At 64.6% G+C, this 18575-nt stretch carries 17 protein-coding genes; 7 read left to right on the forward strand and 10 right to left on the reverse strand.

The features are described from left to right. Positions 1-922 precede the first annotated feature (922 nt). The 3 genes from ACFPK0_RS15445 to xylF are packed head-to-tail and all read right to left on the reverse strand — an operon-like array spanning position 923 to position 4693. Positions 923-2116: a sugar ABC transporter permease gene (locus ACFPK0_RS15445; RefSeq protein ID WP_156458439.1), complete on the reverse strand. Its 1194-nt coding sequence runs from the start codon at positions 2114-2116 to the stop codon at positions 923-925. Next, the gene (locus ACFPK0_RS15450) at positions 2113-3699 is read right to left on the reverse strand and encodes a xylose ABC transporter ATP-binding protein (protein WP_417715063.1); all 1587 of its coding nucleotides are present in this window, start codon (positions 3697-3699) and stop codon (positions 2113-2115) included. The genes ACFPK0_RS15445 and ACFPK0_RS15450 overlap by 4 nt, the downstream gene beginning before the upstream one ends. Continuing rightward, the gene (gene xylF, locus ACFPK0_RS15455) at positions 3677-4693 is read right to left on the reverse strand and encodes a D-xylose ABC transporter substrate-binding protein (RefSeq protein WP_377341988.1); all 1017 of its coding nucleotides are present in this window, start codon (positions 4691-4693) and stop codon (positions 3677-3679) included. The genes ACFPK0_RS15450 and xylF overlap by 23 nt, the downstream gene beginning before the upstream one ends. Before the next feature lie 631 nt (positions 4694-5324). Between xylF and ACFPK0_RS15460 the strand changes: the two genes are divergently transcribed. Then, entirely contained in the window at positions 5325-6512 is a 1188-nt protein-coding gene (locus tag ACFPK0_RS15460; RefSeq protein ID WP_377341991.1) for a XylR family transcriptional regulator, read from the forward strand. A gap of 119 nt (positions 6513-6631) precedes the next feature. On the opposite strand, the gene tkt is transcribed toward ACFPK0_RS15460, so the two are convergent. Next, positions 6632-8641 (reverse strand): transketolase, encoded by a 2010-nt coding sequence (gene tkt, locus ACFPK0_RS15465; RefSeq protein WP_377341993.1) that lies wholly within the window; start codon positions 8639-8641, stop codon positions 6632-6634. A gap of 246 nt (positions 8642-8887) precedes the next feature. On the opposite strand from tkt, the gene ACFPK0_RS15470 reads away from it, so the two are divergent. The 3 genes from ACFPK0_RS15470 to ACFPK0_RS15480 all read left to right on the forward strand — a co-directional run bounded on the left by ACFPK0_RS15470 (position 8888) and on the right by ACFPK0_RS15480 (position 11083). After that, a complete protein-coding gene (locus ACFPK0_RS15470) occupies positions 8888-9532 on the forward strand; it encodes an outer membrane beta-barrel protein (protein ID WP_056085453.1) in 645 nt (214 codons plus the stop codon). 207 nt (positions 9533-9739) lie between these two features. Further along, on the forward strand, positions 9740-10336 hold the full coding sequence (locus ACFPK0_RS15475) for a porin family protein (protein WP_056608422.1): 597 nt from the start codon (positions 9740-9742) through the stop codon (positions 10334-10336). 159 nt (positions 10337-10495) lie between these two features. Continuing rightward, positions 10496-11083, forward strand: coding sequence for a porin family protein (locus tag ACFPK0_RS15480; protein WP_377341997.1), 588 nt, complete (start codon positions 10496-10498; stop codon positions 11081-11083). Positions 11084-11176: 93 nt separating this feature from the next. Here ACFPK0_RS15480 and ACFPK0_RS15485 read toward each other — a convergent pair whose 3' ends face one another. The 4 genes from ACFPK0_RS15485 to ACFPK0_RS15500 form a co-directional block, all read right to left on the reverse strand. Beyond that, positions 11177-12181 carry a class I fructose-bisphosphate aldolase gene (locus ACFPK0_RS15485; protein WP_377341999.1) on the reverse strand — a complete coding sequence of 335 codons (1005 nt, stop codon included), beginning with the start codon at positions 12179-12181 and terminating at the stop codon, positions 11177-11179. Positions 12182-12317: 136 nt separating this feature from the next. Further along, positions 12318-12770, reverse strand: a complete 453-nt coding sequence (locus ACFPK0_RS15490; RefSeq protein WP_056085457.1) for an energy transducer TonB — start codon at positions 12768-12770, stop codon at positions 12318-12320. Positions 12771-12841: 71 nt separating this feature from the next. After that, positions 12842-14314 carry a pyruvate kinase gene (gene pyk / locus ACFPK0_RS15495; protein ID WP_056085458.1) on the reverse strand — a complete coding sequence of 491 codons (1473 nt, stop codon included), beginning with the start codon at positions 14312-14314 and terminating at the stop codon, positions 12842-12844. Positions 14315-14347: 33 nt separating this feature from the next. Next, positions 14348-15190, reverse strand: a complete 843-nt coding sequence (locus tag ACFPK0_RS15500; RefSeq protein WP_377342002.1) for a S1/P1 nuclease — start codon at positions 15188-15190, stop codon at positions 14348-14350. A 147-nt stretch (positions 15191-15337) separates the two neighbouring features. On the opposite strand from ACFPK0_RS15500, the gene gap reads away from it, so the two are divergent. After that, on the forward strand, positions 15338-16339 hold the full coding sequence (gene gap / locus ACFPK0_RS15505) for a type I glyceraldehyde-3-phosphate dehydrogenase (RefSeq protein ID WP_056085460.1): 1002 nt from the start codon (positions 15338-15340) through the stop codon (positions 16337-16339). A gap of 140 nt (positions 16340-16479) precedes the next feature. On the opposite strand, the gene fdxA is transcribed toward gap, so the two are convergent. Then, positions 16480-16818 carry a ferredoxin FdxA gene (gene fdxA / locus ACFPK0_RS15510; RefSeq protein WP_377342004.1) on the reverse strand — a complete coding sequence of 113 codons (339 nt, stop codon included), beginning with the start codon at positions 16816-16818 and terminating at the stop codon, positions 16480-16482. Positions 16819-16958: 140 nt separating this feature from the next. Here fdxA and azu point away from each other — a divergent pair, with 140 nt between their 5' ends. After that, positions 16959-17405, forward strand: a complete 447-nt coding sequence (azu, locus tag ACFPK0_RS15515; RefSeq protein ID WP_056085462.1) for an azurin — start codon at positions 16959-16961, stop codon at positions 17403-17405. 79 nt (positions 17406-17484) lie between these two features. Beyond that, a complete protein-coding gene (locus ACFPK0_RS15520) occupies positions 17485-17892 on the forward strand; it encodes a group III truncated hemoglobin (RefSeq protein WP_377342006.1) in 408 nt (135 codons plus the stop codon). A 157-nt stretch (positions 17893-18049) separates the two neighbouring features. On the opposite strand, the gene tpx is transcribed toward ACFPK0_RS15520, so the two are convergent. Further along, positions 18050-18550: a thiol peroxidase gene (gene tpx, locus ACFPK0_RS15525; RefSeq protein WP_056608436.1), complete on the reverse strand. Its 501-nt coding sequence runs from the start codon at positions 18548-18550 to the stop codon at positions 18050-18052. Between the last annotated feature and the right edge of the window lie 25 nt (positions 18551-18575).

Consider the following 18575-nt stretch of genomic DNA (forward strand, 5'->3'; position numbering starts at 1 on the left):
CACAAGACGGTGTCTATGCGCTCTATTTTTCTCACCATCGGCTAACGCAAGTCGACCTACGCGACACCGCCTAAACTGTTACCCATGTCCTGGCACGTGTGTTACCCATGTCTCCGGTCCATACAGCGTGGCCAAGAGAAAAGTAACCAAAAGAGAAGGCCACCCCGCTTGGCGCTTGCCGCCCATCCATGGGCGGCAAGTCCGTGAGTCGGGGTCGGGCTTTTCGCCAGGGCATCCTGCCCTGGCGAAAAGGAGTCGACATCCATGTCGACTCCCGCTGCGCGGCCTTGTCGGCCCCGCCTCACCGCCGCACAGGGGCCCCGGGTAGAGCGACGGGCCATCCTGGCCCGTACTCGGGATGGAGCCAGGGCAAAGGCGAAAGCAGAAGCAGAAGCAGAAGTTGCTCACCTCAGCCGTTCTCCCCGAGCGTAGGCCAAAGGCCGAAGTCGAAGGGCCGCTCGACTTCACCCTTCGACTCCGCCGTTGCGCGGCTACGCTCAGGGTGATCGGAAGTAAGAGGAACATCAAAAACCCACGCCGCGACGCTCTCGTAGCGGCAACGCCGCTGCGCACCGAGTGCGCGCCACGATGGCGCGCTGCTCTACCCGGGGCCCCTCAGAAGCGGCGGGCGGGCGGAGGAAGACCCCGAAGGGTGGCTTGCATGGATGCAAGCCAGTTTGGCGTCAGCACAGGATGTGCTGTCGACAAACCCCGCAGCCCGTCCGCGGACTTTCCGGGCAGGATGCCCGGAAAGCGCGTAAGCGGGGTGCTCTTTCTCTTTGGTTACTTTCTCTTTGAGCACGCAAAGAGAAAGTGACTCGAGCGCCGTAGGCGATCGAAAGCTCTTGCTTTAAGGCTGCATGAAAGTAAAAAAGCTTACAACAAGAGCACCGCGCACAGGGTGCGCTCCTACAGGGGTGCGTCAGCGGCGGGCGCCGCTGGAGACTACGTCGGCCCAGACGGCCAGCACCAGGATCAGGCCTTTAACGATCATCTGCCAGTACGCATCCACGTCGATCATCGACATGCCGTTGTCGAGGCTGGCCATCACCAGCACGCCCACCAGCGCGCCATGCACCGTGCCCACGCCGCCGCGCATCGAGGCGCCGCCGATGAAGCAGGCGGCGATCGCGTCGAGTTCGCCGTTGATGCCGGCCGAGGGCGAGCCCGCGGCCAGGCGGGCGGTGTTGACCAGGCCAGCGAAGGCGCACATCACACCCATCAGGGCGAACACCGCCAGGCGCACGCGATCGACGTTGATGCCGGACAAGCGCGTGGCTTCAATGTTGCTGCCGATGGCGTAGATGTGACGTCCGAACACGGTCTGCGTGGCAATGAACGAGAACACCGCCAGCAGGCCCAGCAGCAACAGCACCGGCACCGGGATGCCGCCGTAATCGTTGAGCACGTGCACGAATACAAACAGCGCCACGGCGGCCGCGACCAGCTTGGCGGCATCCATCCAGACCGGGCTGACCTTCAACTCCAGGCGCTGGCGCGCGGTGCGTCGGCGCCAGGTGACGAAGGCCAGCAGGGCCAGGATCAACACCGCCAGCACATTGCCCGTGGCCGGCGACACGTAGCCCTGGCCGATCACCACGAAGGCGTCGGATGACGGCGCGATGGTGGAGCCGCCGGTGGCGCCCAGCAGCGCGCCGCGGTACGCCAGCATGCCGCCCAGGCCCACGATGAATGACGGCACTCTCAGCCATGTCACCCAGAGACCGTTGAAGGTGCCGACCAGGGCGCCCAGCAGCAGCACCAGCAGGATCGTGACGGGCAGCGGCAGGTGCTGGCTGATGTCCAGGATGGCGGCTACGCCGCCCAGCAGCCCCAGCAGCGAACCGACGGAAAGGTCGATTTCGCCGGCGATGATGATGAACACCATGCCCAGTGCCAGCATGCCGGTGATCGACATCTGCCGGAACAGGTTGGAGATGTTGCGCGAGGTGAGGAAGGCGCCGTTGGTGGCGTACGAGAAGTACGCCCAGATCAGCGCGACGGCCACCAGCAGCGCCACGATCTTGTATTGCGAAAAGAACTGCCGGACGCGGGTCGAGCCCGGCATTCGGTTCTGCCCGGAGGGCGCGGGGGAAACATTCACGGAAGCGTTCATGCGTTATCGATCCTGTGCGGCAATTCCAGCGCGGCGGCCAGCAGGTCTTCCTGGCGCAATCCGTCGTTGATGAAGTCGCCACGTATGCGGCCATCGGCCATCACCAGCACGCGGTCACTGAGACCGAGCACCTCGGGCATTTCGGAGCTGACCACGATGATCGCCATGCCGCGCGATGCAAGGTCGAAGATCAGCCGGTAGATTTCCTGCTTGGCGCCCACGTCCACGCCGCGGGTGGGCTCGTCGAGGATGAGTATCTTGGGATCGGGCATCAGCATGCGGGTCAGCACCGCCTTTTGCTGGTTGCCGCCGGAAAGGCTGGCGATCGGCAGCATGGGGCTGCTGGCACGCACGTTGAGCCGCTTCATCTCGTGATGGAACGCATGCGCTTCGCGGTTGCCGTCGATCACGCCGCCGCGTGCGTAATGGTCGAGCACGCTCAGGGTGATGTTCGGCCCCACGCCCATCAGCGGCACGATGCCATCGCGCTTGCGATCCTCCGGCACCATGCACAGGCCGGCGGCCACCGCCGCCTGCGGGCTGCGGATGTGCACCGGCTTGCCTTCGATGCGCAACTCCGCGCTCCACGTGCCTGGATAGGCGCCGTAGATCGCCGACACCAGCTCGGTGCGACCGGCACCGATCAGGCCGGCGATGCCCAGGATCTCGCCTTTGCGCACTTGCAGCGACACGTCATCGACGCGCTTGCGCTTGGGGTTCATCACGTCCAGGCAGGTGACGTTCGATGCTTCAAGCACCACCTCGCCGATGGTGTGCGGCTTGCGCTCGAACATCTGGCCCAGTTCGCGGCCCACCATCATGGTGACGATCTGCGCGGTGTCGAGCTCGGCCATCGACCGCGTGCCGATGTGCTTGCCGTCACGGATCACGGTGATGCGGTCGCATACCTCGGCCACTTCGTCGAGCTTGTGCGAGATGTACACGCAGGCCACGCCGCGGCGCTTGAGATCGGCCACGATCGACAACAGGGTGCGGGTTTCGGTGGCGGTGAGCGAGGACGATGGCTCATCGAAAATGATCAGCCGCGCCTCTTTGCTGAGCGCCTTGGCGATCTCGATCAGCTGCTGGTGGCCGCTGCCGTAGTGCAGCACCTGCTGCCCCACATTGATGCCTTCGATGCCCAGCTCGCGCAGCAGCGCTTCGGCGCGCTGGTGCATGGCCGGGTAATCCATCAGGCCGCCGAAGCGGCGGATCTCGCGGCCGAGAAAGATGTTCTCGGTGACGCTGAGCTCAGGCACCAGCATCAATTCCTGATGGATGATGGCGATGCCGGCGCGCTCGCTGTCGGCCACCGTGTGGGCCTGCAGCGGCACGCCATCGACCAGGATTTCGCCCTCGTAGCTGCCATACGGATAGACGCCCGACAGCACCTTCATCAGGGTGGATTTGCCGGCGCCATTTTCGCCGCACAGACCCAGGCATTCGCCCGCGCGCACCTGCAGATCGACGCCGTCGACAGCGGCGAAGCTGCCGAACATCTTGCGGATGCCGCGCATGTCCAGCAGGCAGTCGCCGTTCTCCCCGGCGCGGGCGGCGGACTCAGTTGCCATAGACCTGCGCATGGGTATAGAAGCCGTCGGTGATCACCTTGTCGACGTTGTCGCGGGTCAGCGCGACCGGCTGCAGCAGGATGCTGTCGACCGACTTCTCGCCATTGTCGTAATGCGAGTTGTAGGCCGGCTTGTCGCCACGGGCCAGGTCCACTGCCAGTTTGGCCGCCTGGGTGGCCAATTGGTCGAGCGGCTTGTACACCGTCATCGTCTGGGTGCCTTCGACCACGCGCTTGACGCCGGCCAGGTCGGCGTCCTGGCCGGACACCGCCACCTTGCCGGCCAGCCGCTGCGCGGCCAGCGCCTGCACGGCGCCGCCGGCGATGGCGTCGTTGGAGGCCACGATGGCATCGATGTTGTTGGCGTTGGCGGTGAGCGCATCTTCCACGATGCCCAGCGCGCGGGTCGGGTTCCAGTCCGGCACCCACTGGTCGCCCACGATCTTGATGTCGCCCTTGTCGATCAGCGGCTGCAGCACCTGCATCTGGCCCTGGCGCAGGATCTTGGCGTTGTTGTCGGTGGGCGCGCCGCCGAGCAGGAAGTAGTTGCCCTTCGGCTTGACGTTGACCACGCCCTGCGCCTGCATCTCGCCGACCTTGAGGTTGTCGAAGGAGATGTACGCGTCGACGTCGGCGTTGAGGATCAGGCGATCGTACGACACCACCTTGACGTGGTTGCGATGCGCCTCGCGGATCACGTTGCCCAGCACCTTGGAGTTCTGCGGCACGATCACCAGCACGTCCACGCCGCGCGAGATCATGTTCTCGATCTGCGCCACCTGGCGCTCCTCGCTGCCATTGGCCGATTGCACCAGTACCTTGGCGCCGAGCTTGGTGGCGGCGGCATCGAAGAAGTCGCGATCGCGCGCCCAGCGCTCCAGTCGCATGTCGTCGATGCTGAAGCCGATCAGGGTGGGTTTCTTGCTGCTCTGCGTGCAGCTGCTGGCAAGGCCCGCCAGGCCCAGGCACAGCAGCACTCCCAGCGCACGTAAGGTCGTCAGTTTCATGCTTGCTCCGTCACTCGCTTGTTCGAGGATTTCATGGGTACCCCAGCCTTTCGGCCATGTGGATGTCACGGACAACGGCACGCCGCCGCCCATAGTAGGAGCTTGGGCTTCACGCCAACAACCGCAGCGGCGGCACTGCACCCTTGCCGTCGTCACCCGGTTTGGCCGTCCATGCCGTCCCAGCTACGCCACTGCACGGTGATCGAAACACCGGGCAGCGTGGTCGACGATGCTCGCGACCGTCATCGTCGGCGACACACTTCCCCGCCGATGGTAGCGCTATCAGTGGCTGTTCGCGTAGCCCCCACCATCGAGCGGTCCCGTATCCACCCACGACGCCTGCGCGCGCGGCCCGGGTGACCTTCCCGCACCAGCTTCGCAGCGGCGCATGGACCGCTACCGAACCCGGCGGCGCAGCCCGGAAACGATCATGGTGCCGGTGCTGCGCCGCGGCATGCAATGACGAAATCGCCCAGATGGGCCACATTTCTTCTTGTGCGCACGCCGCAGCGCACCACGGTCGTGCGTTGCACTCGTGCTAGCCTCGGGAAATCCGGCTGCAACACGTGCGCGTATACGGCGCACGCCAGGTACGGGGCTACCTTCGAGGCGGCTCCTCCAAGGTGAACCCATGAGCCACCCACACGGCGTCCATCGCATCGCGTTGCTGTTCAACGCGAACAAGGCATTCGATCGCCAGGTCATCGCCGGCATCGGCAACTATCTGGCGTCCACCCGGGTCAGCTGGGACCTGTTCATGCAGGAGGATTTCCACTGCCGGGCGACCGACCTGATCGAGTGGTGCGGCGATGGCATCATCACCGCCGTCGACGACCCGATCTATACGGCGTTGCGCCAGGTCGACGTGCCGGTGGTCGCCGTCGGTGGCTCCTATGCCGATGCGTCGCGCTACCCGAAGGGCTTGCCGTACATCGCGACCGACAATGCCGCGCTGGTGCGGCTGGCCTATGACCATCTGATCGAGCAGGGCCTGCAGAACTTCGCGTTCTATTCCCTGCCGCTGGCGCCCAACATCCCCGGCTGGGCCGAGGAGCGGGAACGGCTTTTCGACGCGATGCTCCGGCGCGACGGCCTCGAGGGTTTCATCTATCACGGCCATGCCACCACCGCCGCCGGCTGGAGCGACGCCACCGAGGCCTTGATGGCCTGGCTGCAATCCCTGCCCAAGCCGATCGGCGTGCTGGCGGTGACCGATGCACGCGCACGGCAGCTGCTGCAGGCCTGCATGATGGCCGACATCCCGGTGCCCGACGAGGTGGCCATCGTGGGTATCGACAACGACCCGCTGACGCGGATGCTCAGCCGTATTCCGCTCACCTCCGTGCAACAGGGCACCGAGGAAATGGGACGTACCGCCGCGCATGTGTTGCACCGCATGCTGCATGGCGCCGACTGCAGTGACACCCGCGTGCTGGTGCCGCCGGAGAATCTGCACGTGGGTGCATCCAGCATGTACCAGTCGGTGTGCAGCCCGTACGTGATGCGCGCGCGCCACTACATCCGCCAGTACGGTTGCCTTGGCATCCGCACCGAGCAGGTGGCTGATTACGTGGGGGTGTCGCGCTCGCTGCTGGAGGAGCATTTCCGGCGCACGCTGAAACGCAGCGTCCACCAGGAGATCCTGCGGCACAAGCTGGAGATCGCACAGGATTTGTTGCGGCAGGGCGAATCGTCGATGGCCGACATCGCGGTGCGTTGCGGCTTCACCTCGGTGCAATACCTCTACACCGTGTTCCGCCGGGAGCTGGGTTGCACGCCCAGGGCGTTCCAGGAGCAGCAGGCCACAGCCAACGCCTGATTGCGGCTTGTCTGTAGGAGCGACTTCAGTCGCGATGCCTCTGGCAGACGTGGCCGAAAAGCATCGCGACTGAAGTCGCTCCTACAAAAAAACAACGCGCCCCGTGGGGCGCGCCAGGTTCAGCCCACCACGCGCTTGGCGGCCTCGATCACGTGCGCCACGGTGATGCCGAAGTGCTCGAACAGCTGCGGCGCGGGTGCGGAGGCGCCGAAGGTGTTCATGCCGATCACCTCGCCGTCGAAGCCGACGTACTTGGCCCAGAAGTCGGCACTGGCCGCTTCCACCGCCACGCGGGCGCGGCACCAGCCCGGCAGCACGCCTTCGCGGTATTCCAGCGGCTGTTCGTCGAACACGTCGGTGCACGGCATCGACACCACGCGGGCGGCGATGCCCTGTTGTGCCAGCGCGCGCGAGGCTTCCATCGCCAGCTCCACCTCGGAGCCGGTGCCGATCAGGATCACCTGGAACTTCGTGTCCGCCGGATCGGACAGCACATAGCCGCCGCGGCGGATGTCCGCCAGCTGCTGCTCATCGCGCTGCTGATGTTTCAGAGCCTGGCGCGAGAACACCAGGCATGACGGCGCACCACGACGCTCGATCGCGGCCTTCCACGACACCGCCGACTCCACTGCATCGCAAGGACGCCACACGTGGTTGTTCGGGATGAGGCGCAGGCTGGCCATGTGCTCCACCGGCTGATGGGTGGGGCCGTCTTCGCCCAGGCCGATCGAGTCGTGCGTGTAGACGTGGATGGCTTGCGCGGGGATCAAGGCGCTCATGCGCACCGCGTTGCGGGCGTAATCGGAGAACACCATGAAAGTGGCGTCGTAGGGAATGAAGCCGCCATGCAGCGCCAGGCCGTTGGCGATCGCGGTCATGCCGAATTCGCGCACGCCGTAATAGACGTAGTTGCCCTTGCCGTCGGAGCTGTTGCCGTTGCCGGCGTCGAGGCTGCCCTTCCACTTGGTGAGGTTGGAGGCGGCCAGGTCGGCGGAACCACCCAACAGTTCGGGCAGCAGCGGACCATAGGCGTCCAGGGTCATCTGCGAAGCCTTGCGCGAAGCCACCTCGGGGCCTTCCGCCTGCAGCTTGGCGACATATGCCTGCGACTTCTCGGCCCAATCCTGCGGCAGTTCGCCGGACAAACGGCGCTTCAGCTCGGCCGCCAGCTCCGGATGTGCCGTGGCGTAGGCGGCGAACGCCTCGTCCCAGCTGCGTTCGCGGGCGATTCCCTTGTCGCGCGCGTTCCAACCGGCATAGATGTCGGCCGGGATCTCGAACGGCGCATGGTTCCACTGCAACTGCACGCGTGCGGCGGCAATCTCGTCCTTGCCCAGCGCGGCACCGTGGCTTTCTTCCTTGCCCTGCTTGTTCGGCGCGCCGAAACCGATGATGGTCTTGGCGCAGATGAGCGTGGGGCGCTCACTCTGCGCGGTGGCCTGCGCCAGCGCCTTCTTCACCGCCTCGGCGTCGTGGCCGTCGACGTCGCGGATCACGTTCCAGCCGTAGGCTTCGAAACGCGCGGGCGTGTTGTCGGTGAACCAGCCTTCGACTTCGCCATCGATGGAGATGCCGTTGTCGTCATACACCGCCACCAGCTTGCCCAGCTTCCAGGTGCCGGCCAGCGAGGCGACTTCGTGCGAGATGCCTTCCATCAGGCAGCCGTCGCCGAGGAACACATAGGTGTGGTGATCGACGATATCGTGGCCGGGCCGGTTGAAGCGCGCCGCCAGAATCTTTTCAGCCAGCGCAAAGCCCACGGCGTTCGCCAGGCCCTGGCCCAGCGGACCGGTGGTGGTTTCGGCGCCGGGCGTGTGGCCGTATTCCGGATGGCCGGCGGTCTTCGAATGCAGCTGGCGGAAGTGCTTCAGCTCGTCGATCGGCAGGTCGTAGCCGGACAGGTGCAGCAGCGCGTACTGCAGCATCGAGCCGTGGCCGTTGGAGAGCACGAAGCGGTCGCGGTTGAACCAGCCCGGGTTGCCCGGATTGAACTGCAGGAAATCGTTCCACAACACCTCGGCGATGTCGGCCATACCCATCGGCATGCCCGGATGGCCGGACTTGGCCGCCTCGACGGCATCCATGGCCAGGGCACGCACAGCATTGGCTAGTTCACGACGGGTGGGCATCAGGTTCTCTCCGGGGCGGGCAAAATCCCATTATCGCTGATTCAGCTTGTCACTGTCGCGCTCTCCGGGATGCGCAGTTTTGGACGGCTGAAAGGCCAAACATTAATTCGGCCTTAATTTTTGGTCAGGACATATCGGCGCGCTTCAGGCTCGGGCCTGTTCAATGCACCCGCCCCCGGATTCCGTGGGTCGTCATCGGGCTTTCCCCAACCCGACGATGCATTGGTTATACGCAGGAGTTCCCTCATGAAAAAAACACTACTAGCCCTGGCGATTACCTCCGCGTCTCTTTGCGCCCTGCCCGCATTTGCGCAGGACGACTCTGTTTCCAGCAGCACCCCGACGTCCGCGAACGGCAACTACCAGCCGAACCAGGCTGTCGGCAGCGGCAACTGGTTCATCGGTGCCAACGTTGGCCAGGCCCACGTGGCGCAAGGCCCGTACAACGATCACCCGACCACCTACGCACTGACCGGCGGCTACCGCTGGAAGGTCGGCCAGGACGTCGGCCTTGGCGTTGATATCGGCTACAACGACCTGGGCAATTTCCGGTTGAAGAACGCCTTCAACAGCGACAACGTCAACCTCACCGGTCGCCGCAACGCGTTGCGCGGCTGGACCGCCGGCGTCAACGGCCGCATCAACGTGTGGCAGGGGCTGTATGTCAGTGGCCGCACCGGCGTGTACGGCTGGAAGGGCCACGGCTACAACAACCAGGACGTCAACCGTCACTCGCTGGAAAAGGTCGACTACTACGCGGGTGCCGGCGTGGGCTACGACTTCAACAACAACTTCAGCCTGGGTCTGGCGTACGACTACTACCACGCCAAGAAGCACGGCATCAGCTTTAGCTCGGATACCGCCACGGTATCGGCTGAATACCGGTTCTGACCGGTGATGCCCCGAAGAGGCGCGGCGCGGGCCGCCGCGCCTCTTCTCGCCGCGGATTAACCCAGACTTAATACTGAACTTGTCGGTATTGAATCTCCGGACCGCAGCACCATCTAAGTGGCAGGTGTCGTCGCCCCCATGGCGCGCGCCCGCAGCGACCACTCCCCCAATGGGTCGCCTGCCACAAAAAAAACACTGGAGATATCCATGAAAAACAAGAGTCTGCTTGCCCTCGCCCTCGCCACTGCCGGCCTGGTTGCCGTACCCGCAGCCTTTGCGCAGAGTGCGCCCACGCAGAACGGCGGCTGGTTCGTCAACGGCAACGTCGGCCAGACCTCGATCAACCACGGCCCGTACGACGACAACGACACCGGCTATGCCGTCAACGGTGGTTACCGCTGGTCGGTGAACCCTTCTGTCGCACTGGGCGTCGAGGTTGGCTACAACGACCTGGGCAACATCCACGCCAAGAACGTCTTCAATGACGACCCGGTGGTGGAAGACGGCAAGTCGCAGCTGCACGGCTGGACGGCTGGCGTGAACGGTCACTTCAACGTCACCCCGAACTGGTACGTCAGCGCCCGCACTGGCATTTACGGCTGGAAGGGCCACGGCCTGAGCAACAACGAGAACCCGGTCCGCAAGGGTCTGGATGACACCAGTTGGTACGCCGGCGCCGGCTTCGGCTACGACTTCAACAACAACGTCAGCGTAGGCTTGAACTACGACTACTACGACGCGAAGAAGGACCGCGTCGACCTGAGCACGGACATGGTGTCGGTCAGCGCGGAATACCGCTTCTGATTCGATTCACCCTGTTGCACGGACGACAGGAAGAAGGGCGCCGCAAGGCGCCTTTCTTTTTGCCCGCGTTTTTCCCCGGACCCGGCCAGCCGTTACAATCGCGTCGCCGCAGAAGCGGCTCATCGGATTGATCGGACCATCAGGAGGGTCCATATCCCCATGCGTAAACACCTACTCCCCCTCGCCATCGCCGCCAGCGGCATGGCCTTCGTCGCGACCGCCCATGCCGAACAGCCCAACGGGTGGTTCGTCAACGGCAATGTCGGCAGCTCGCACTACAGTGCAGAGGTCGACGACTTCGGTTCGGGTACCGAAACCGACACCGCGTTCATCGTCAACGCCGGCTACCGCGACCAGCGCATCCTCGGCTTCGAGGTCGGCTACACCAACCTCGGCAGCATCAGCGAGAGCGACGACTTCGGCGACCGTGTGAAACTGTCCGGCGACGGCTGGACGCTGGGCCTCAACGGCCATTTCAACCCGACCAGCCACTGGTACATTTCCGCGCGGGGCGGCGCCTTCCTGTGGAAGCTGCACGCCAAGGCGCGCATCGCCTATGACGACGGCAGCTCGGACACGTTCCGCGCCAGCGAGCAGTCACTGGGCTGGTACGCCGGCGTGGGCACGGGTTACGACATCAACCGCCACTGGAGCGTGGGCGGCAACTTCGATTACTACAAGATCGACAAGGACGTGTACGAGCTTGGCACGCGGATTTTCTCGGTCAGCGCCGAGTACCGCTTCTAAGTCCGGCGCCCTGACGCCACCGCGTCATCGCAACGAAAGAGGGCACCTTGCGGTGCCCTCTTTCGTTCATGTCCTGGTGGCGATCCGCTTGCGTCAGCCGTTCCAGCGGCCCAGTGCCGCCAGGCCGTTGTCGCGGGCGCGGGCATGGACGATCTTCTGCGCGCCGGCCGTGTTCGCCTTCGGGTCTTTCGCCCATAGCGTCAGTGCAGCCTGCTGCATGGCGCGGCCGTACGAGAACGACAGCGGCCACGGATGCGGGCCGATGTGATTGATCGCGTTGAGGTGGCTGGTGGCTTGCGCATCGGTCTGGCCGCCGGAAAGGAACACGATGCCCGGCAACGACGCCGGCACGCAGGATTTCAGCACCCGCACGGTGGCATCGGCCACTTCCTCGGCGTCGACCTGCTCGTCGCTGTCCTTGCCCGGAATGACCATGCTGATCTTCAGGATGGTGCCTTCGAGCATCACGTTCTGCTCGTACAGCGCGTTGAACAGGCTGCGCAGCACGGCTTCGTGCACCTCATAGCTGACGTCGATGGAATGGTCGCCGTCCATCAGCACTTCAGGCTCGACCATCGGCACCAGGCCGGCCTCCTGGCACAGCGCGGCATAGCGCGCCAGCGCGTGGCAGTTCGCCTCGATGGCGGTGGAACTGGGGGTGTCCTCGGTAATCTTGATCACCGCCCGCCACTTGGCGAATTGCGCACCCAGCTTGGCGTATTCCTGCAGCCGCTCGCGCAGGCCGTCGAGCCCTTCGGTGACCACGTCGCCCGGAAACCCGGCCAGCGGCACGGTTCCCTTGTCGACCTTGATGCCGGGAATGATGCCGGCCTTCTTCATCACCGTGGTGAACGGCACGCCATCCTTCGTGGACTGACGGATCGTCTCGTCGTACAGGATGGCGCCGGAAATATGTTCGCCGAGAGCGGGTGTGGTCAGCAGCATTTCGCGATAGGCGCGTCGGCTTTCCTCGGTACTCTCGACGCCGACGGCGGCCAGACGCTTGCCGATCGTCTTGGTCGACTCATCGATGGCGATGATGCCCTTGCCGGGCGCGACCATGGCCAGGGCGATGCTTTCGAGATCTTCAATACTCATGGCGACTCCGTGGAACGCGGCGGCGACAAACCGCACGAGGGACGATGCCGCACCAACATGCGCGCCGGTACGGTTCAGAGCTCGCCATTATAGGCCAGTTGCACGAGGGTGACTCGCCTGCGGGAAGGCAGCCGTGTCAATGCTGGCCGTTGTATCCCGGCAACACGCAGGCGTCGACTACCTGCTTCCGCGCCGCTTTGTCCTCGGGCGCGTTGAACGGCACGATGTAATACGTGGATATCGGCTCGGCGTTGCGGTTGGTCAACGACGGCCCGTAGCGGAAATTGGCGACGGCGTTGACCGCCATCGGGCCCAGATCGCTCTTGGGGATCAGTTTGACCAGGGTCACATCGAGCGGCACGCCGTCCGAGCCGACCGTGTAGGTCACGGCGGCACAGCCGGGCTTGTCGAGGTTCAGCCCGCTGTTCGGGGCATCCAGCTTGATCTGGGTATTGAGCAGGATCCAGTAGCGGTAAAGATTCTGCGGATCGAGCTTGCGCATCTGCGTCTGTGCCAGCAACGGCACGGAGAACAGCGCCATCAGTACGGGCAGCACGATGGTCAGGGACGGGCGGAATGACGACTTCATGACAACCTCCAGGGATGCAACCGCATGCCCGCAGTGTAGCCGCGGGCATGTGTAGAAATCGCACTTGGTCGTTACAGGTCGCGCAGGCTTTCCACCATGCCGCCGGTACCGACCGCCAGCAGTTTCAGCGTGTTGGTGCCACCGCCGAGGCCAACATGGTCGCCGTGGGTGACCACCACGCGATCGCCCTCGCTGAGCTTGCCCTGGTCGAACAGCAACTGCACGGCGGCGCGGGCGGAGGCGGCGAGGTTCTGGCCGGCATGGTTGAATTCCACCGGCTTCACGTCGCGCAGCACCAGCATGCGTCGGCGCGCATCGTCGAACGGCGACAACGCGTAGATCGGCACCGCGGTGCGGTAGCGCGACAGCCACTGCGCGGTGGCGCCCGACTCGGTCAGCGCGATGATCGCGCGCACGCCCAGCTGCTTGGCCACCAGCATGGCGGCCAGCGCAATGGCCTGATCGGTGCGATCGAGGCGGTGGCCGGCAGTGGTGAGGTCGTCCTTGGGTTCGAACTGGCGCTCGGCGCCCAGGCAGATGCGCACCATCGCCTGAACAGCCTTGTCCGGATGCGCGCCGGCAGCGGTTTCCTGCGACAGCATCACCGCATCGGTGCCGTCGATCACCGCGTTGGCCACGTCCAGCACTTCGGCGCGGGTGGGGATCGGCGCGTAGACCATCGACTGCAGCATCTGCGTGGCGGTGATCACCGCGCGGTTGCGCTGCACCGATTCACGGATGATCTTCTTCTGCAGGCCCGGCAGTTCGGCGTCGCCGATTTCCACGCCCAGGTCACCGCGCGCCACCATCACCACGTCGGAGGCGTCGATGATCTCGCCCAGCACGGGGATCGCGTCGGCACGCTCGATCTTGGACACCAGCGAGGCGTTGCCGCCCGCTTCGTGCAGCAGGCGACGCGCCTGGTGCATGTCGTCGGCCGAACGCACGAAGGACACGGCCAGGAAATCGGCGCCGATCTCGGCGGCCAGCTTGATGTCGGCCTTGTCCTTGTCCGACAGCGCTGTCACCGACAGCCCGCCGCCCTGGCGATTGAGGCCCTTGCGGTCGGACAGGCGGCCGCCGATCAGCACCTGGCAACGCACTTCGGCGCCCACCACTTCCAGCACCGTCAAGGCCAGCAGGCCGTCGTCCAGCAACAGGACGTCGCCGGCATGCACATCATTGGGGAGGCCGTAATAGCTGACGCCGACGCGCTGGTCGTTGCCGGCGGGTGCGTCGGGGCGGCAATCCAGCACGAAGGATGCGCCGTTGACCAGTTCGATCGGGCCGTTGGCAAATTTCTCGATGCGGATCTTGGGGCCTTGCAGATCGGCCAGGATGCCGACCTCGCGACCGGCGCTGGCGGCAGCGACGCGAACCGCGGCGGCGCGTGCGCGATGGTCGTCGGGCTGACCGTGGGAAAGGTTGAGTCGAACCACGTCCACGCCATCGGCGATGATCTGTTCGAGCATGCCGGGAGCATCGGTGGCGGGGCCGAGCGTGGCGACGATTCGGGTACGGCGGGATTGGGGTTCGGTAGTCATCGATTCAGATTACCAGAACTCTTCGTCCCCATATCAATGCTTGTGCGCATGTTGCGTGACGACGTCACCCAGATGACGGTTCAAGACCTCGGCCAACCGCCTTCCCGCCACGCGCAAACGCCGTTCGGCAAGCGGGAGGTTCCGGTCCACATAGGCCGACCCGATTCGCCGTCTGGATGGATAGAAGTCCATTGCGGCGGTGAGCCGGCACGACTCCTCGGCCCATTGCGCGTACGGGTTGTCCAGCGGAGCGATCGGCCGCGGCAAGGTCACCGGCGATCGCGAATCCAGCAGGTTGGCGTAATCCCGCCAGCGCAAGTGGCGCGTACCCAGCAGGCCGGAATCCCACACCTTGTGCAGGTTGCTGCCCTTGCCCTCGAACTGCACCTGATACTGGTTGCCACCGCGGTCCGGCCGGTAACCGGCGTGCAGCGGCTGGTGCACGTCACCCACCAGATGCACCACGAACTTCAGCGCTTCGCGCCGCACCGCATCGGGCTGCGAACGATCGCCCAGCACCTGCACTTCCCGCGCCAGCGCGGCCACCACGCACTCGCCCTTCGGGCAATCGCGCGGCGCCACGTAGTGGCAGCGGTCGCTGGAAAAATTGATGTAGTGCCAGCGACTTGTGCGTTTCCACAACGCCCGCAGCGCGGGGTCGTTGCGGACCTGGTCGGGCCAGTTGGCCACGTCGGCCAGGTGCGTGGTGTGCTCCGGCGCCAGCAGCCGCTCCACCTCCCTTTCGGCCGCGGGGCTCAGCTGGCGTTGCGCCAGTTCGGCCACCACGCTGTGTCCCAGCGGCCCCCACGCCCGGGCGGACGGCGCGGCCAGAAACATGGCCGACGCCAGCAGGAGGGAGAGGATAGGTCGCGACATCACGGGCACTCGCGCAAACGCGGAAGTCTGCCACAAGGCGAATCTCCCTCCGCAGGAACAGTGCTTTCATTGTAAGATTCGAGGGCTGAAACACCGGCGCCGTACCCCGCGGCAGCCATCCATCTTCGCAACGGAGGACGCTCTCTCATGACCATCAGGGTCGGCATCAACGGCTTCGGCCGCATCGGTCGCAACGTGCTGCGCGCAGCCGTGCAGAACTTCGGCAACGACATCGAGATCGTGGCAATCAACGACCTGCTCGAGCCGGATTATCTCGCCTACATGTTGAGCTACGACTCCGTGCATGGTCGCTTCAAGGGCGACGTCAAGATCGAGAATGGCCATCTGGTGGTCAACGGCAAGACCATCCGCCTGAGCCAGGAACGCGATCCGGCCAACCTGAAGTGGAATGAAGTGAACGCCGACGTGGTGCTCGAATCCACCGGCCTGTTCCTGACCAAGGAAACCGCGCAGAAGCATCTCGATGCGGGCGCGAAGAAGGTGATCCTGTCCGCACCGTCGAAGGACGACACGCCGATGTTCGTCTACGGCGTCAACGACAAGACCTACAAGGGCGAGGCGATCATCTCCAACGCCAGCTGCACCACCAACTGCCTGGCGCCGATCGCCAAGGTGATCAACGACAAGTGGGGCATCAAGCGCGGCCTGATGACCACCGTGCACGCCGCCACCGCCACCCAGAAGACGGTCGACGGACCCAGCAACAAGGACTGGCGCGGCGGTCGCAGCATCCTGGAAAACATCATCCCGTCCTCCACCGGCGCGGCCAAGGCCGTGGGCGTGGTGATTCCCGAGCTCAACAAGAAGCTCACCGGCATGAGCTTCCGCGTGCCGGTCGCCGACGTCTCCGTGGTCGACCTCACCGTCGAGCTGCTCAAGGACGCGACCTACGCCGAGATCTGCGCTGAAATGAAGGCGCAGAGCGAAGGCGCGCTGAAGGGCGTGCTGGGCTACACCGAAGACAAGGTCGTGGCCACCGACTTCCGCGGCGAAACCTGCACCTCGGTGTTCGACGCCGACGCCGGCATCGCGCTGGACAGCACCTTCGTGAAGCTGGTCAGCTGGTACGACAACGAGTGGGGCTACTCGAACAAGTGCCTGGAAATGGTGCGGGTCGTGGCGGGCTGACGTCTGCGTGCTGCTCCATGGAAAAGCCGGGCATTGCCCGGCTTTTTTTGTGAAGCGCGCGAACTGAGTGGAGATGAGTGAGAAGTGAGCGAGGAGCCGGCGTTCGTCGCCGCTTTTTCTCGCTGCTCACTCATCTTCACTTACCCCTCGTCCAGGCTCCGCTTCAACAGCGGCAATTTGTCCGGCACGCCATCCCACTTGGAGGCGTCGTCCATCGCGGGGATCTTGCTGGTCAGCACCGGCCACTCGCGCGCCAGCTCCGCGTTGATGCCGAGGAATACTTCCTGCCCGGCTGGCACGTCCAGCTCGGGGAAGATCGCACCCACCGGGCACTCCTCCACGCACAGCGTGCAGTCGATGCATTCGTCCGGATCGATCACCAGAAAATTCGGTCCGGCGTGGAAACAGTCCACCGGACACACCTCCACGCAATCGGTGTGTTTGCAATTGATGCAATTTTCGGTGACTACGTGCGTCATCAGGTTTACCTCATCTGGCAGCGACAGTGTCGCGTACGGCTTGCCGCACGGCGATGATCCAAGTCAGTGCCGACGCCTGCGCGGCGGGGGCACAATCGGCCTGCAGTTTATCCATGTCCCCTCTGCTGGAGTAATTCCCCATGCGCAAGTTGATCGCGATTGCCCTGCTCGGCCTGTTGTCCACCCCGCTGATGGCCGCCGAATGCACCACCACCGTCGAAGCCAACGACGCCATGCAGTTCAACGTCAAAACCATCACCGTGCCGAAGACCTGCAAGACGTTCGCCGTGACGCTCAAGCACACCGGCAAGCTGCCCGTCACCGCGATGGGCCACAACTGGGTGCTGGCACACAGTGCCGACGAATCGGGCGTCATCGCCGACGGCATGAAGGCCGGCGCGGCCAACAGCTACGAGAAGCCGGGTGATGCCCGCATCATTGCGCACACCAAGCTGATTGGTGGCGGCCAGTCCGACACGGCCACGATCAACGTGTCGAAGCTCAAGGCCGGTGAGCAGTACGCCTACTTCTGCACCTTCCCTGGCCATGCCGCGCTGATGAAGGGCACCTTGAGCCTGAGCAAGTAAGCTCGGCACAAGTACCAAGCCTTCCATCCGGGCGCGCGGTTCTGCCGCGCGCCCTTCATCATTTCAAGTCTCGAATCGCATGAATCCATCTGCCGCACTGGACGAACCCCTCCTGGCCACGCTGGTCGACCATTTCTACGAAAAGGTGCGACGCGACCCGGACATCGGCCCGATATTCAACGCCGCCGTGGACGACTGGGATGAACACAAACGCCTGCTGACCTCGTTCTGGGCGTCGGTGGCGTTGCGTGCGGGCAGCTATCGCGGCAACCCGATGGCGGCGCACCGGCCGCACCCGATCCAGGCACGTCACTTCGACCGCTGGCTTGAGCTGTGGCAGGAAACCTGTGGCGAGGAACTCGACGAGGCGAATGCCGCACAGATGCTCGACTATGCGCAGCGCATCGGACGCAGCCTGAAGTTCGGCCTGGGCCTGCATCCGGAAGGGCACGCTTTTGGCGTGCCGGTGGTGGGCGCCAACCGCTGAGGGCGGTCATCCCCGAAGTAAATCTGGCTTTGTTTGCAGGAGCGACTTCAGTCGCGATGCTCTTGCTTGTGAGTTCCCAAAAGAACGGGCATCAAAAGAAGAAGCATCGCGACTGAAGTCGCTCCTACAGGTCGCCCGTAATCAGCGGGCGGCTCGATCACGCCAGTGCAGCGAGTGCGGCGTCGTAGTTCGGCTCGTTGCCGATCTCGCCGACCAGTTCGGCATGCAGCACCTTGTCGTGCTCGTCGAGCACCACCACGGCACGTGCGGCCAGGCCCGCCAGCGGGCCTTCGGCGATTGCCACGCCGTAGTCATTGAGGAACTGGCGGCCGCGCATCAGCGACAGGTTGACCACCTTGTCCAGGCCTTCGGCGCCGCAGAATCGCGCCTGCGCGAACGGCAGGTCGGCCGAAATGCAAAGCACCACGGCATTGTTGAGCTTGCTGGCCGATTCGTTGAAGTGGCGCACGGAAGCCGCGCAGGTCGGCGTGTCCACGCTGGGGAAGATGTTGAGCACCTTGCGCTTGCCGGCGAAGCTCGCCAGCGTGGCGTCGGCAAGGTCACCCGCTACCAGGGTGAATGCCGGGGCGGCGGATCCCACGGCGGGAAACTGGCCATTGACGCTGATCGGCTTGCCATGAAAGGTGACGTTGGACATGTGAAGCTCCTTGGGGAATGAATCG

Origin of the sequence: Rhodanobacter ginsenosidimutans (assembly GCF_042655685.1) — a bacterium.
In the GTDB taxonomy this organism is placed as follows: Bacteria; Pseudomonadota; Gammaproteobacteria; order Xanthomonadales; family Rhodanobacteraceae; genus Rhodanobacter; species Rhodanobacter ginsenosidimutans.